The sequence below is a fragment of the Erysipelothrix aquatica genome (genome assembly GCF_009828825.1).
Taxonomy (GTDB): Bacteria; Bacillota_I; Bacilli_A; order Erysipelotrichales; family Erysipelotrichaceae; genus Erysipelothrix; species Erysipelothrix aquatica_A.
The window spans coordinates 176,234-189,699 of the sequence record NZ_WTTA01000003.1; the positions used below are offsets into that span (position 1 = coordinate 176,234).

Below are 13,466 nucleotides of genomic sequence, written 5' to 3' on the forward strand. Positions count from 1 at the left end.
TATTAATTTCTTTGAATTCTGTATGAACAAATATCTTTACCAATCACATCTTAAGGACTATGATTATTTACATGGAGGTATACAATGAAAGGCTTAATCATTAATGAATTGGGGAAACCCGAAAATGCCATGCATTCAACGGCAATGGACGATTATTCGGTTCGCACCGTTGATCAAGATACGCTAATTTTGCACCTCTTCCAGCATGAAGGTGTCAATATGGGTTTGGACGATACGAAAATTCCAGCATTTGAAAAAGGGCTCGCTTACTATCATAACCATGATACATCCGTAATTGTTCGTAATTCGGGAGGGCGCTCCATTGTCTCGGACTCAGGTGTCCTCAATATGTCACTTGTCTTGAAGTCAAATGCAAATATGTATGATAATTACCGCTATTTGGATCAATTTATCCGCGATGCTCTAGCCCCCATTACCCAAGCAATTGAAACTGGAGAAATATTTGGCGCATATTGCCCTGGAAATTCTGATATGAGTATCAACGGACGCAAATTCTGCGGAACTGCCCAGCGCAAACGTTTGGATAGTGTGGCATTGGTATGTTACATCGGTGTTAATGGGAATCAAGATAAGCGCAGTTCTTTAGTTCAAGGCTTTTATGAAGCCATGGATTATGAGGACGTAGTGGTACATCAAGATTTCATGGGTACACTATCATCACTCACAGGTCTTACGCTTACAGTTCCTCAAGTCGCCCAGCTGATGATTGACGAACTGAAACGCCGTACCGATTCTACTTACGAAATTACAGGATACGATACAACAGAGGACGCATTTCAAACTTCAATGGACATGACACATCGACAAAATCGTGTATTAACCAAATAACACCAAATAAAAAGCGTACCGAGGTACGCTTTTCTTAAATTATTATGAACTAGTATGTTTCAACTTCAACAAAGACATGTTCATTTGCTTGGATTAATTTGGAAACAGGGCAACGGCGGTGTGCTTGCTCTGCAAGTTGTTCGACTTTATCCATTTCTAATCCTTCAACTGCTACAAATGCACGCATTGCAAAGTAAAGACCTTTGGTTTCTGGTTGTGGATGAAGTGTTACTTCAACACGCACGCGACTCTCATTATCCCAGCTTCGTGCTTTCATCAATGCTTGCACGGTTTTATTGAGACATGTCGCCCATGCCATTCCCATAAATTGTTCAGGGTTTGCACCTTCTTGATTTGAGGTGGGAGACGCAACCTTAATCTTCCATTCTCCTTCAATACGTGTTTCGTCTTCCATTTTGGAATCATTGACTGCTAATGTTTTATACAATTCGCTCATTTAAAGCACCTCTTTCTTTACCCTATTCTAGCACATAAATAAGAAATATTTATCTTGTTTGCCTTAAAACAGTAGCTTTTGATAGGTTTTTATTGCATGCGAACCGCATCACAAATTAAATCTTAAAACTTGAACCAGATGCCCGCACAATGCGTGCAATCGCTCTCATTAAGGCTTATAATGAACGCGGGTCAAAGGTTGGTGAAGAAATGATACGATTTGAAAATGTCTCCAAAGCCTATGATGCATTCACAGTTCTCGATTCCGTGAGCTTTGAAGTGCACCGTGGAGAAATCTTTGGAATAATTGGCGAAAGCGGCGCTGGCAAGTCGACGTTGTTACGATTGATGAATCAACTCGAAACACACGATGCAGGCACGGTATTTGTGAACGGTACCGATATGAGTAGCCTCACTGCAAAAGCCCTTCGTAATATACGGAAAGAAATCTCGGTTGTTTTTCAAAACTTCAACCTTCTCAAAAACCGTTCAGTCGCTGAAAATGTTGCCCTACCATTAACACTTAGCAACATGCACGACACTGCACGGGTCGATGAGGTTTTAACGTTTGTAAATTTGCTTGATAAAAAGGATCACTATCCAAGTCAATTATCTGGAGGCGAGCGACAACGCGTTGCAATTGCGCGCGCATTGGCAACAAATCCAAATATCTTGATTTGCGATGAACCCACTTCTGCACTTGATCCGAAATCAACCGCAGACTTGCTAGCCGTTTTGAAATCAATTAATGAAATTTTTGGAACGACCATTGTCATCGTTACGCATCAATTGGAGGTTGCGAAAGCAATCTGCAATCGCGTCGCAGTCATGGAACGTGGTGTCTTAAAAGATATAGTCTCTGTAAACAATCTACCAATGGAAACAGATACATCCTATGTCGCACATGCTAAGGCGGTGCTTCAACGATGATGGCACATATCCTTCAATATCAAGCTGAGATTCTTAAAGCATTAGGCGAGACTGGAATTCTAATTGGAATTTCCACATGTTTCGCGATTCTCGTTGGATTACCCTTAGGAACACTTATTTACCTAACACGGAAAGATGGTGTCCTTGAGAATCGCATTGCCTATACGTTAGGAAATCTTTATGTTAACGTTGTCCGTTCCTTCCCATTTTTAATTTTCATCGTAGCAATGATTCCAGTAACACGATTTCTTTTAGGTAAATCGCTTGGAACCATTCCTGCATCCATTCCCCTTTCCTTTGTTGCCGTAGCAATTTTTGCCCGTTTCGTCGAGCAATCATTACTAGATGTCCCTCAAGAAATTGTCGATACGGCACTTTCTATGGGCGCAAGCGTCCCGCAACTCATTATGAAGTTTCTCTATGTAGAAGCACGGTCCGGAATTGTTCTTGGACTTACTTCTTCAATTATTAGTTTCGTTTCCTACTCTACCGTTATGGGTGCAGTGGGTGGCGGTGGTATCGGAGACTTTGCAATGCGTTATGGCTACCAACGCTTTGATTATCTTTTACTTTATTCGATAGTTGCAGTTATGATTGTGATTGTTCAAGCAATTCAGTTTGTTGGAACAACCATTGCACGAAAAATAGATAAACGATGAGGAGATTGAGAATATGTTTAAAAAATTACTAGTTTCATCACTTGCATTATTAGTTCTGACAGCATGTGGCACCACTGCTAAGGATTCTAAAGAAGACAAAGTTATCAAAGTTGCATCACACATGGAACCGATGACAACCGTCGTTACCATTGCTGGCGAAGTGCTCGCAAAAGATGGATATACTGTCGAACTTGTTCCTGTATCCGATAACGCTGCAGCTAACATCGCATTAAACAATAAAGAAATTGACGCGAACTTCTTCCAACATGTTCCGTTCATGACAATGTTTAATACTGCTAACAATGGCACACTTGTTGGCGTTCAACCCATTTATGATGCAATCGTAGGGTTCTATTCAAAAACAGTATCTGACATCAAAGATTTACCAACAGATGCTAAAATTGCCATTCCTAATGATCAAGTCAATCAAGCACGTGCATTAATGATGCTCGAAGCTGCTGGACTTATCAGCTTAAATGGAAAAACACATGATGCAACTTTAAAAGATGTTGCAGCAACAAGTTACCAATTCGTCGAAGTTGACTTACTTACATTGACACAAGCATACGATGAAGTAGATTTAGTATATAACTACCCGACATACATCAAAGCACTTGGATTAACACCAAAACAAGATGCTTTAATTCTTGAAACATCCGGATCAACACACTACGCTATTTCACTTGTAGCACGTGAAGATAATAAAGATTCAGAAAAAATCAATAAATTGAAAGAAGCAATGACAAGTAAAGAAGTTAAAGATTTCTTAACGAACGAAGAAAACTCAAAAACACTTGCACCTGCATTCTAAATGCAAACTAAAAAAAGCTAGCGATTATGCTAGCTTTTTTTAGTTTTAATTCCAATAAATGATTTTCTTTTCAGCATACTCTGCAAGATAATATAAGATAAGACCAAGCACAGACAGAATGACGACTGAGCTGAGAATTATTTTAATATCGTACATTTCACTTCCATAGACCAACAGGTACCCAAGACCAGCTTGAGCCCCCATCATTTCACCAATGACTGCTCCAGTCATCCCTTGAGTCACAGAAACTTTGATCCCACTCAGAACTGCTGTCAATGAATACGGTAGTTCTACATGAATGAATCTTTGTAAAGCATTTCCGTTTAAGACCGTCATATAATCGATATAATTTTTATCAATATTTTTGATGACTGTACTTTGCGCAATCATGACAGGGAAAGAAACAACTAAGATAACTAAAGCAATTTTAGACGTTGCCCCTAAGCCAAACCATAAAAGGAAGAGAGGTGCGAGTGAGATTTTTGGTGCAATTTGTAGAATCAAGATAATGGGTGTCAATAATCGATCCACTAATTTCGACTTCGCAATTGCATATCCCAACGCAATCCCAACAAGAATTCCATAGAATGTCCCGACGATAACTTCATGAAGTGTTGTTAAAATATGTTTCGTAATTGAACCTGTTGCAAACTGATTACCCATATACTGAACCAATTCAAATGGGCTTGGCATAATATAGTTCGGTACCTTCGTAACTTGAACTGCAATTTGCCATATCACAAGAATGATAACTGTGAGAATCATCGGTCTGATAATTTTTTTATTCATGGTTTGCACCTCCTTCAACGATTAATTCCGAAGCATCGTATGATTTAGAGATAATACCAAATTTTGCAAGGTCATCAATGAACAATTGATATCGAGCACGATTATTGTAGCCAAATCCATGGATTTTCGTATCCTCACTTTGCCATAATCCGTTAACATAGGCATCATCCATTATTGTCACGAATTTGTCTCGAGAGTTTTTGGCTGATTGAGCATAGTTATCAATGGATAAGTCGACGGCATCTTCAAGATTTCCATCCGTAATATATTCGAGCGATTTGTTGAGTGCTTTCGTAAAGCCTTCAACTAGCTCAGGATTTGTTTCTAAGAAGGTGTCACTAACAATTACAACGTTTCCATAGGTAGTTGTAAACTCGTTAGATCTAAATTCTGACACGGCTTCTCCATTTGCTCGGAGCTCATAAGTACGCAACATTGAGAAACTAATGGCATCAACTTGATCTGTGATCAAGGCATTCACAATGGCACCTGTACCAATAATCTTAATTGTGACATCGTCGATGGTAAGTCCCTCTGTTTCGAGTAGCATTTTTAGTTGGCTGTAGTTAGGGCTGCCGTATGAGGTAATACCGATTGTTTTCCCTTTTAAATCACGTGGTGTCTTAATGCCAGAGGCATCTTTGAAAATGACTGAGCCTAATCCATTTTGTAACGTTGTATGGACAATTTTTACAGGAACGCCGTTTGCACGTCCGATAATAACTGGGTCTGCATTCGGAAATCCAAATTCTATGTTGTTAGATCCGACATTTTTTACAATTTCAGCTGCTGAAGCATAATAGAACGAAACATTAAGGCCTTGTTCCGCGAAGAAACCACGCTCTTGAGCAACATACATTGGTGCATAGTACGGAACTGCTGCACCATCAATTTGAACACTTACATCTATCAAACCATCTTGATTTGGTGTGTATGTGTGACTTTTTTGCCCACATCCTGCGAGCATTACGGTTAGTAAAAGTATTGTAATAATTCGTTTCATAATCGACCTACTTCCAAAAGATATACTTGCGCTCAAGTATTTCGATAATCTGATAGAGAATCACACCCAGGATAATCGTCACTACAATTCCAGCGATTAACAGTGGTGTATTGAATGTGGATGACGCAAAGGATTGAATATAACCAAGACCATATTGTCCTGCCATCCATTCAGCAACTGTTGCACCGATTATTGCCTGAACAATCGCAATTTTAAGCGATGCAAAAACTTCGGGTAGAATGTACGGAATCTCTAAATCAACGATTGTTTTTGACTTTGGTGACTGAACGACGTGTAACAAATCATAATATGACGACGGAATCTGACGCAATGCAGATTCAATCCCAATTATAATTGGGAATACGACCATCGAAAATACAACTATAATTTTAGACGTCAGGCCAAGTCCAAACCAGACAACAAAAAGCGGTACTAACGCGATTTTAGGTGCAACTTGGAGAAAAATCAAAATTGGTTTTATATAATCACTCAGAGTTTCTGATTTGTAAATTGCATAGGCAATAATCGCCCCAACAATAACTCCCAAAATAAATCCGACCAAAACTTCATACAACGTGATGCCAATATGAAGCCAAATACTACTTCCACTAAACTGATGGACCAACTCTTTCAGCACACTAAGCGGTGCTGGAAGCATGAAGTGTGGCACCTGGACGAGTGTCACATAAAGGTGCCAAATCAGAATAAAAACCGTGATCGACGCTACGGTATTTAGTAACGGGTGCTTATCAAAAGTATTTCTAATTGTCTTCATTGAGCAGCCCTCTGAGGTGTTTCGCATAGGTAGTGAAGCGTTCATCAGCACGGATGGATAAATCACGATCTGCCGGAAGATCTATATCAACAATTTCTTTAATTTCGCCTGGGCGAGCTGACATAACAATGACTTTTGATGAAAGGAATACTGCTTCATCAATGTCATGGGTTACGAATACGACAGTCATTTTTTCTTCACGAGAGATTCGTGCCAATTCTAAGTTGAGCGTATCACGGGTAATTGCATCTAGAGCTCCAAACGGCTCATCCATTAATAATAACTGAGGACTATAAGATAAAGAACGAACGATTGAAACTCGTTGCTTCATTCCTCCGGATAGTTCTTTTGGTAGTGCGTTTTTGAATTTTTCTAACCCAGTTGTCTTCAAAAGATGATCAACATATTGGAGATGAGCATCCGTCATCATATTTTTTACTTTGAGTGGAAAGATTGCATTTTTATACACGGACTTCCATGGAAATAGCACAGATTCCTGAAAAACAAATCCGATGTTATCAGCTATTGGACCATCAGTGAAGTATTCAATGTTACCACTATTGTATGTTTCAAGTTGGGATACAATCCGAAGCAATGTAGATTTTCCACATCCTGATGGACCGATAATTGAAACAAACTCTTGACTATTGATTTCAAAATTTATATCTTTGAGTGCCGTGATCGTTTCATTCGCTTGGTTTACGAATGTTTTATTTAGATTTTGTACACTGACAATACGTTTACTTGACATAATCTATCTCCCTTATTGGTTGTACTCAGCAATGACCGCTAAGTATAACTTCACTTTGTTTTGTGTCACATTTAAATTTAATCCTGTCACATTTTGAACTCGCTTTAAACGATAATTCAAGGTGTTGATATGGATGTACAGTTGTTTGCTCGTCTCTTGGAGGTTTTCATTGCAACGGAAATACATCAGTAATGTGTCATAAAGAATCGACCCTTTGCGCACAGTGTGTAATGTGGACATTAGGAATGTGTCCATGTCCGAACCAATGCCCTTGTAAATCATGTGGTAAAACTCGACATTTTCATAGGCTTCAATATAACCACCTTCAACATCATGATTTGTAAAACTCAACGTAAATTGGGCTTGATCAAGAAGTTGCGGCATAAATTTAATATGCTCTATGTTACTCAGTCCTACACTCAACACATTTAAATTCTCCTTGTATTGATCCAATGCTTCGATTGAATAGTGCTTTAATTTCAGTTCTTGGAGTTGTTCTCGATTCCCAAGAAAAATGATAATAAAACTATTCAACTGGCGTACAAACAAGTATTCTGCAATCTTCGATGTATTTATTAAATCTGAACACATAAGTTGGACAGTTTTAAAAAATGCATCAAAATGAACATTAATGCGATTGTCTTCTGAGTCCGCCTTAAAATTAAAATTAGCAACCAAGCAGTCTAAATTCGTAATATCGACATCATACGACTTAAATGAGTCAACAATTAAACTGTCTATCGTTCCGTTGTTAAAAATAATATTGTAGGCTGCACGTTCTCTAAAATCATTGTATTCTTTGATATTAAAGAGCATGGAATTGACATAATTCATAATCTCAAGATATGTAACACTGTGGGGTATCCATAAGATTGGGAATTCTAGATTTTCGGTAAAAGCTTCGAGCTCGTCCTTAGATGGGCGATCTTCCTCAATGACTTTTATCGCAAGACATGTTGCATGCTTTTGTTTGAGTGTCTCAATTAATGATGTTAGGTCCTCGTTTGACTTTGGAAATGTTGAACTACTCGTAAGTATGAGTTCTCCGCCTTTTACCCACTGGTCAACATTTACCGTTTCCATTACGGTTATTGAAGAAACTGATGCATGTTCCGCATATTCTGCACGCTTATTAAGCGATACAATATCGAATCGTCGATTCAGTGCATCATATATTTCTTTTAAACTAATCATTGCAATCTCCTGAGAGCGCTACCGTTCCGCATTCATTATATAGCGGTATCCGCTTACAAACAATTGTATTATAACACAATAATTTTCGATATTTATGTGTGATTCCACAATATTTTATTCAATGGGTGTTTGTTATAGTTAAGGCGTTCAAAGTCGAAGGGAGACAAATATGAATACAGTAACAGAAACACACGATAACAAGTCATATCGTCGTCAAGCTTTATTCAGCTCGATGGCCGGGCTCGGATTACAAAGTATGAGCACTATGATGTTATCATTTGCACTCAGTTCCATGATTATTGATTTTGGAATCAATGGTGCCGCTGGAGGATTTATTTCCACAATCACGAATATCGGGATGCTTGTAGGAGGTATCATATTCGGGACACTCGCTGATAAATACGGTCGAATCAAGATTTTTGCAATCACCGTTGCAATTTTCTCTATCGCTACAGGAATGATGGCATTCGCAACAAACATTACAATGGTCTACTTCTTACGATTCCTCGTCGGTGTCGGCGGTGGTGGTGAATATGGTGTCGTAATGTCACTTGTCGCCGATGCTTTCCCCGCAGAGAAACGCGGACGCATGAATTCTTTTGTTACCATCGCAGGTCAAGTTGGTAGTATTATTGCAGCCATCGCGGCAGCAATCATCATGCCAAGCTTCGGTTGGAAAGGGCTCTTCATTTTTGGCGCATTGCCAATCTTCTTAGCAATTTATGTTTATCTTACCATGGACGAATCTGCATCATGGAAGGAACAACGTCAACAGTCTAATGAAAAAGCTGAAAAAATCGGAATCTCTGAATTATTCAAAGAAGGCCGAGCAGCTACTACAATCAAATTAACGATTATGGCGATAGCTCAAGTTGCTGGTTACTTTGGTTTAATGAACTGGTTACCTTCAATTCTACAGAAAAAAGCTGGTATCAGTATTTCGGGTTCTTCAATTTGGATGATCGCAACAATTGTCGGGATGTCCTTAGGAATGCTCGTCTTTGGTCAAATTATGGATAAACTTGGTGCTAAAAAAGCGTATGCTTCATTCTTAATTGCATCCGCCCTCGCTGTTTATCTTTACTCATTCGCATCCTCTAACCTTGGTATCTTAATTGGTGGTGCTGCTGTCGGATTCTTTGCGAATGGGATGAATGCGGGTTATGGCGCAATCGTTGGAAACCTCTATCCTTCAAGAATTCGTGCAACTGCCAATAACATTATCTTTAACATTGGCCGTGCCGTTGGAGGATTCTCATCGGTAGCAATTGGATTCTTCTTAGATAACTACTCGCTAACAATTGCAATGCTTTTCTTATCAGGACTGTATTGTGTTTCTTTAATTACTGTACTATCATTGAAAATAAATACAAAGGAGTAACATTATGAGCATACATTTAAAAGGGTTAAAGCCTGGCGATTTAGGAGAAGTAACACTCATCGTTGGCGATCCAGGTCGGGTTGAGTTAATATCATCATTATTTACGAACGTGGAGTCAGTTGTTGATACCAGTCGTGAATTTGTCTTGTATGTTGGCGAATATCAAGGACGTCGCGTTTCTGTTTGTTCAACAGGTATTGGAGTTGGTTCTACAGAAATCGCAATTACAGAACTCCTGGAGAATGATGCACAAATGATAATTCGCTGTGGTGGTTGTGGTGCATGGCGAGAAGGAATCAATCCCGGTGATATTATTTTAAATAGTGGGATGGCACGTTCTGAAGGTTTATTATCAGCTTATGTACCGGCAGTCTATCCTGCAGTTCCAAACCCATTGCTGCTATCACAAATACACAATGAATTAACTTCAAATCACAAGACAGTACATGTTGGCATTGGGCTTACTTCGGAAACATATTATTTAGGACAAGGGCGCACGCCAGCTTTGAAGACACGAATTGAAACACCGAATCTTATCGAATATTGGGAGCCTCGTGGCATCATTAACTGTGAAATGGAAACTGCGGTTCTGTATCTACTTGGATCACTTTATAACATTCCAGTTGCTAACTGCCTCGTAGTTCATGTTAGCCGTACGAATGAAAAATGGACAAACGATGAAGACTATCGTCGCCTCCACCGTGAGTCGGCAGAACTTGTCTTAAATGCTGCTCTAAAATTCGTTAACACAAATTCGCAATAACCCCCTCAAAAAGCAAGCTTACGCTTGCTTTTTTAATAGAACATCCGAATATTCCAGAGTGCAGCAAATGCCCCCACTGCTAGCGCTCCACCAACAACGCCACCTACGATTACCGCAGCAGTACCAAATTTCATATAGGCTGCACCATAGCCCATTCGAACCACACCCCACAATCTATTTGTGTTAATCCCTATCGCCTTGAGTGCGCGATTTGCCGACGGAACCCCCAAAATAAGTCCACGAAGGTTGTTGAAAAAGCGTTGACCATCAGCTCCATTGATTCGTTCGTGTTGATCAATCAAATCGTAATGCATTGGTAATTCTAAATTCATGTATATCATCTCCTGTTATCAAGTACGAATGTGGATATCTTTTTCCTATTTTGGATATATTTTTTTCTAAGTTCCGAAAAAAAAAACATTAGAAAAACCAACTCAATTTCCCAATGTAAACGCACTCATTAGCGAATATATGAACAATATGGAGGTGTATACAGTGTATACACCATTTTGACCTATACCTGAAAAATAGCATATAATAAGAATAACCATGAGCTTACTAAGCAAGCAAGGAGATAAATATATGAAAGATTACATGGATAGAGTTATTGACTTGGTTGATTTGAGCCAAAATTTGCCGCTCAATCAAATCATTTACGAAGGACTTCGTACCGCAATCATTAGTGGTGTTATTCCTATGGGGGAACGTATCAATGAAAAATTCTATGCTGAATCACTTAACGTAAGCCGAACACCTGTTCGAGAAGCATTACGACGGATTCAAGATGAAGACATTGTCCAATATATTCCAAACTACGGAATTGTAGTCACAACATTTAATTTAGACGATGTTCGCGAAATATATCAAATTCGTACAGCATTGGATATTCTCGCAGCTACAAATGCCATGCAGTTAATGAATGACGAGCGTTTTGCTCGTATGGAAGCGCTGCTTGATCGTACTGATGCTGCTCAAGCTGCTAACGATGTCAACAGTGTCATTCAAATGTCTAAAGAGTTTAATACTATGATCTATGAATTCTCCGAGATGCCACGTCTTGAAACCATTCAGAATCGGCTTCGGGACTATCTAACCCGCTTCCGTGACATTTCGCTTACGGCTGCACCTCGTCGTGAGCGGGCTTTGGCAGAGCATCGACTCATCTATCGTTGCCTAAAAAATGGTGATGTCGAGCAAATGAAACTTGTGATAACCGAACATCTTGCGTTATCAGAAGAGTTTATTATCTTAGCAATGGAATCAGAACAACACGCATGAGTCAAGATCAACTCGTTACCCTCGCACTCAAAGCACTCATTCAAGAAGTCACCTTAACGCCAAAGCCTGGACTTGTTGATCCTTACCATCCAGGGGCACATACTGACATGGATGCCTTTACCTTTATTGATAGCTGTTTTGCATTAGTGCCTGGTTTTCATGTTTATTATGAGATTGGGGCACAACATCATGGTACATTACCAGAACTCTTCGCAAATATTCGCCAAGCAGGCATCGATAATGAAGACCAAATGTTCACAGCGACATCAAACGTTAACACGCATAAAGGTGCCAATTTCATGTTTGGTATCTTAATTGCTGCAATTGCGCATCTTAACTACCCAGATTTAGAAACTTTACAGACTAGCGTTCAAACTATGACGGCTGGATTGGTCCAAGCAGAACTCGGTTCGCTGACCCAGTTCCAGACACATGGTGAAAAAATGTATGAACAATACGGTTTTACAGGCATTCGAGGCGAGGTCGAAGCCGGTATGCCACATGCATTTAATCTAGCACTTCCAATTCTTAAAAATGAGGCTGTTCCCTATGATCAACGCCTCAAACGTGCCTTACTCCAACTTATCGCAACTAACGATGATGCAAATATGGTCAAACGAGGAGGCATCCTAGGACTTGATTATGGAAAATCACTGGCATCTATGGATTATCACGATCTCGACTACCATTTGAGCTACATGAATCGCATGTTTGTTCAAAGGAATTTGAGTCCGGGGGGGAGTGCTGATTTACTTGCCATTACTATCTTCTTATATCTCTACGATAAGGAACGGCTCTAACAGCAAAAGCATCGACACATTAACGTCGATGCTTTTTTATTTATCCAATTTCAACACTTCCATTTTGATAAGTGTGATTAAATAGTTTGCGGCTTCCTGATTTTCAAGCGATTCTGAAATATATCCATACAATGACCAATATCGCGGTGTTTCCAAATCAAAATGAACAATATTATCCAATTCAGGTGCAAACTCATAAATGTGTGCCGGAACAAAAGCCGCACCAATACCCGATTCTGCAAGTTTGTACGCTGTCGCTATGTTCTCTGTTTCAAGAACGATATTTGGCGCAAAACCCAGTTCCATAAATTGTTGATCTGAAAAGTGTCGCATCTTTTGCCCACGCTTCAAACTTATATAAGGCAATTGCTTCATAGTCTCACGATCCACAACATTGGACATAATCCCATAGTATCGTTTTAAGTCACGATTTATCGCAAGCACAATCTTCTCTTTCAACAAGCGCTCGCAACTGTATTGTGCATAGGTTCCCGATAAGTCAACTGGAGGTGAAAAGAAAGCAACATCCACGTCCTTGTGTTCTAATTTATCCGAAAGTTCAAACGTCCGCGTTTCACTAATTTCAAGTTTGATATGTGGATAACTATCTTGAAACCGTCCCAAAATTCGCGGCAACAACAAACCACTCCAATAGCGCGTGGTACCAATTCGTAGAACTGAGATTTTTTTTGCATCAACAGTCTGTAATTGCGTCCTTAATTTATCTTCAAGATGCATGATTACATAGGCCGTCTCTAGATATAGCTTACCGTGTTGCGTCAACTGTATGGGCGTTTGAGATCGATCAAATAACGTCACATCCAACGATTTTTCCAAATTGAGAATATATTGACTGAGTGATGATTGCGCAATATATAAATTCTTTGCCGCTTGCGAAAACGATTGTGTTTCCGCTAGCGCAATAACGTATTCGTATTGTTTTGTTCGCATACTTTCTCCTATCGTATATTACGATACATTTTATCGTTTAATAGTCTTAGACGATTCTTCATTATCATTGTACACT

16 protein-coding genes are annotated in these 13,466 nt (G+C 39.4%); 8 read left to right on the forward strand and 8 right to left on the reverse strand.

Annotated features, from left to right (window positions below; all coding sequences use genetic code 11):
* Window positions 1-84 precede the first annotated feature (84 nt).
* Window positions 85-849, forward strand: coding sequence for a lipoyl protein ligase domain-containing protein (locus tag GVV22_RS06760; protein ID WP_159649375.1), 765 nt, complete (start codon window positions 85-87; stop codon window positions 847-849).
* A gap of 49 nt (window positions 850-898) precedes the next feature.
* Here GVV22_RS06760 and GVV22_RS06765 read toward each other — a convergent pair whose 3' ends face one another.
* Entirely contained in the window at window positions 899-1,306 is a 408-nt protein-coding gene (locus tag GVV22_RS06765; RefSeq protein ID WP_159633541.1) for an OsmC family protein, read from the reverse strand.
* A gap of 209 nt (window positions 1,307-1,515) precedes the next feature.
* Between GVV22_RS06765 and GVV22_RS06770 the strand changes: the two genes are divergently transcribed.
* From GVV22_RS06770 to GVV22_RS06780, 3 genes are read left to right on the forward strand one after another with little or no spacing between them, the layout of a single operon-like run.
* Window positions 1,516-2,235 (forward strand): methionine ABC transporter ATP-binding protein, encoded by a 720-nt coding sequence (locus GVV22_RS06770; RefSeq protein ID WP_159649376.1) that lies wholly within the window; start codon window positions 1,516-1,518, stop codon window positions 2,233-2,235.
* Window positions 2,232-2,894 (forward strand): methionine ABC transporter permease, encoded by a 663-nt coding sequence (locus GVV22_RS06775; RefSeq protein WP_159649377.1) that lies wholly within the window; start codon window positions 2,232-2,234, stop codon window positions 2,892-2,894. Before GVV22_RS06770 ends, GVV22_RS06775 begins: the two co-directional genes overlap by 4 nt.
* 13 nt (window positions 2,895-2,907) lie before the next feature.
* Entirely contained in the window at window positions 2,908-3,705 is a 798-nt protein-coding gene (locus GVV22_RS06780) for a MetQ/NlpA family ABC transporter substrate-binding protein (protein WP_159649378.1), read from the forward strand.
* Between the two features lie 45 nt (window positions 3,706-3,750).
* Here GVV22_RS06780 and GVV22_RS06785 read toward each other — a convergent pair whose 3' ends face one another.
* Genes GVV22_RS06785 through GVV22_RS06805 form a run of 5 tightly spaced genes read right to left on the reverse strand, consistent with a single transcriptional unit; the run spans window position 3,751 to window position 8,217 of the window.
* A complete protein-coding gene (locus GVV22_RS06785) occupies window positions 3,751-4,494 on the reverse strand; it encodes an ABC transporter permease (protein ID WP_159649379.1) in 744 nt (247 codons plus the stop codon).
* Complete coding sequence (locus GVV22_RS06790) at window positions 4,487-5,497, reverse strand: ABC transporter substrate-binding protein (RefSeq protein WP_159649380.1); 1,011 nt, start codon at window positions 5,495-5,497, stop codon at window positions 4,487-4,489. The genes GVV22_RS06785 and GVV22_RS06790 overlap by 8 nt, the downstream gene beginning before the upstream one ends.
* Before the next feature lie 7 nt (window positions 5,498-5,504).
* Window positions 5,505-6,272 carry an ABC transporter permease gene (locus GVV22_RS06795; RefSeq protein WP_159649381.1) on the reverse strand — a complete coding sequence of 256 codons (768 nt, stop codon included), beginning with the start codon at window positions 6,270-6,272 and terminating at the stop codon, window positions 5,505-5,507.
* Window positions 6,259-7,023 (reverse strand): ABC transporter ATP-binding protein, encoded by a 765-nt coding sequence (locus tag GVV22_RS06800; protein WP_159649382.1) that lies wholly within the window; start codon window positions 7,021-7,023, stop codon window positions 6,259-6,261. The genes GVV22_RS06795 and GVV22_RS06800 overlap by 14 nt, the downstream gene beginning before the upstream one ends.
* Before the next feature lie 12 nt (window positions 7,024-7,035).
* Window positions 7,036-8,217, reverse strand: a complete 1,182-nt coding sequence (locus tag GVV22_RS06805) for a PucR family transcriptional regulator (protein WP_159649383.1) — start codon at window positions 8,215-8,217, stop codon at window positions 7,036-7,038.
* A 169-nt stretch (window positions 8,218-8,386) separates the two neighbouring features.
* On the opposite strand from GVV22_RS06805, the gene GVV22_RS06810 reads away from it, so the two are divergent.
* Both GVV22_RS06810 and GVV22_RS06815 read left to right on the forward strand, forming a co-directional pair.
* Complete coding sequence (locus tag GVV22_RS06810) at window positions 8,387-9,598, forward strand: MFS transporter (protein ID WP_159649384.1); 1,212 nt, start codon at window positions 8,387-8,389, stop codon at window positions 9,596-9,598.
* A 4-nt stretch (window positions 9,599-9,602) separates the two neighbouring features.
* The gene (locus GVV22_RS06815; RefSeq protein ID WP_159649385.1) at window positions 9,603-10,361 is read left to right on the forward strand and encodes a nucleoside phosphorylase; all 759 of its coding nucleotides are present in this window, start codon (window positions 9,603-9,605) and stop codon (window positions 10,359-10,361) included.
* Window positions 10,362-10,393: 32 nt separating this feature from the next.
* Here GVV22_RS06815 and GVV22_RS06820 read toward each other — a convergent pair whose 3' ends face one another.
* Complete coding sequence (locus GVV22_RS06820; RefSeq protein ID WP_159649386.1) at window positions 10,394-10,693, reverse strand: hypothetical protein; 300 nt, start codon at window positions 10,691-10,693, stop codon at window positions 10,394-10,396.
* A gap of 250 nt (window positions 10,694-10,943) precedes the next feature.
* On the opposite strand from GVV22_RS06820, the gene GVV22_RS06825 reads away from it, so the two are divergent.
* Window positions 10,944-11,639, forward strand: a complete 696-nt coding sequence (locus GVV22_RS06825) for a GntR family transcriptional regulator (RefSeq protein WP_159633577.1) — start codon at window positions 10,944-10,946, stop codon at window positions 11,637-11,639.
* A complete protein-coding gene (locus GVV22_RS06830; protein WP_159649387.1) occupies window positions 11,636-12,439 on the forward strand; it encodes a triphosphoribosyl-dephospho-CoA synthase in 804 nt (267 codons plus the stop codon). Before GVV22_RS06825 ends, GVV22_RS06830 begins: the two co-directional genes overlap by 4 nt.
* Window positions 12,440-12,475: 36 nt before the next feature.
* Here the strand turns inward: GVV22_RS06830 and GVV22_RS06835 are convergent, their stop codons facing one another.
* Complete coding sequence (locus GVV22_RS06835; RefSeq protein WP_159649388.1) at window positions 12,476-13,390, reverse strand: LysR family transcriptional regulator; 915 nt, start codon at window positions 13,388-13,390, stop codon at window positions 12,476-12,478.
* Between the last annotated feature and the right edge of the window lie 76 nt (window positions 13,391-13,466).

Excerpts from the sequence above, each read along its gene's own strand:
- GVV22_RS06760 (WP_159649375.1), top strand. The coding sequence starts at position 85 with ATGAAAGGCTTAATCATTAATGAATTGGGGAAACCCGAAAATGCCATG.
- GVV22_RS06765 (WP_159633541.1), bottom strand. The coding sequence starts at position 1,306 with ATGAGCGAATTGTATAAAACATTAGCAGTCAATGATTCCAAAATGGAA.
- GVV22_RS06770 (WP_159649376.1), top strand. The coding sequence starts at position 1,516 with ATGATACGATTTGAAAATGTCTCCAAAGCCTATGATGCATTCACAGTT.
- GVV22_RS06775 (WP_159649377.1), top strand. The coding sequence starts at position 2,232 with ATGATGGCACATATCCTTCAATATCAAGCTGAGATTCTTAAAGCATTA.
- GVV22_RS06780 (WP_159649378.1), top strand. The coding sequence starts at position 2,908 with ATGTTTAAAAAATTACTAGTTTCATCACTTGCATTATTAGTTCTGACA.
- GVV22_RS06785 (WP_159649379.1), bottom strand. The coding sequence starts at position 4,494 with ATGAATAAAAAAATTATCAGACCGATGATTCTCACAGTTATCATTCTT.
- GVV22_RS06790 (WP_159649380.1), bottom strand. The coding sequence starts at position 5,497 with ATGAAACGAATTATTACAATACTTTTACTAACCGTAATGCTCGCAGGA.
- GVV22_RS06795 (WP_159649381.1), bottom strand. The coding sequence starts at position 6,272 with ATGAAGACAATTAGAAATACTTTTGATAAGCACCCGTTACTAAATACC.
- GVV22_RS06800 (WP_159649382.1), bottom strand. The coding sequence starts at position 7,023 with ATGTCAAGTAAACGTATTGTCAGTGTACAAAATCTAAATAAAACATTC.
- GVV22_RS06805 (WP_159649383.1), bottom strand. The coding sequence starts at position 8,217 with ATGATTAGTTTAAAAGAAATATATGATGCACTGAATCGACGATTCGAT.
- GVV22_RS06810 (WP_159649384.1), top strand. The coding sequence starts at position 8,387 with ATGAATACAGTAACAGAAACACACGATAACAAGTCATATCGTCGTCAA.
- GVV22_RS06815 (WP_159649385.1), top strand. The coding sequence starts at position 9,603 with ATGAGCATACATTTAAAAGGGTTAAAGCCTGGCGATTTAGGAGAAGTA.
- GVV22_RS06820 (WP_159649386.1), bottom strand. The coding sequence starts at position 10,693 with ATGAATTTAGAATTACCAATGCATTACGATTTGATTGATCAACACGAA.
- GVV22_RS06825 (WP_159633577.1), top strand. The coding sequence starts at position 10,944 with ATGAAAGATTACATGGATAGAGTTATTGACTTGGTTGATTTGAGCCAA.
- GVV22_RS06830 (WP_159649387.1), top strand. The coding sequence starts at position 11,636 with ATGAGTCAAGATCAACTCGTTACCCTCGCACTCAAAGCACTCATTCAA.
- GVV22_RS06835 (WP_159649388.1), bottom strand. The coding sequence starts at position 13,390 with ATGCGAACAAAACAATACGAATACGTTATTGCGCTAGCGGAAACACAA.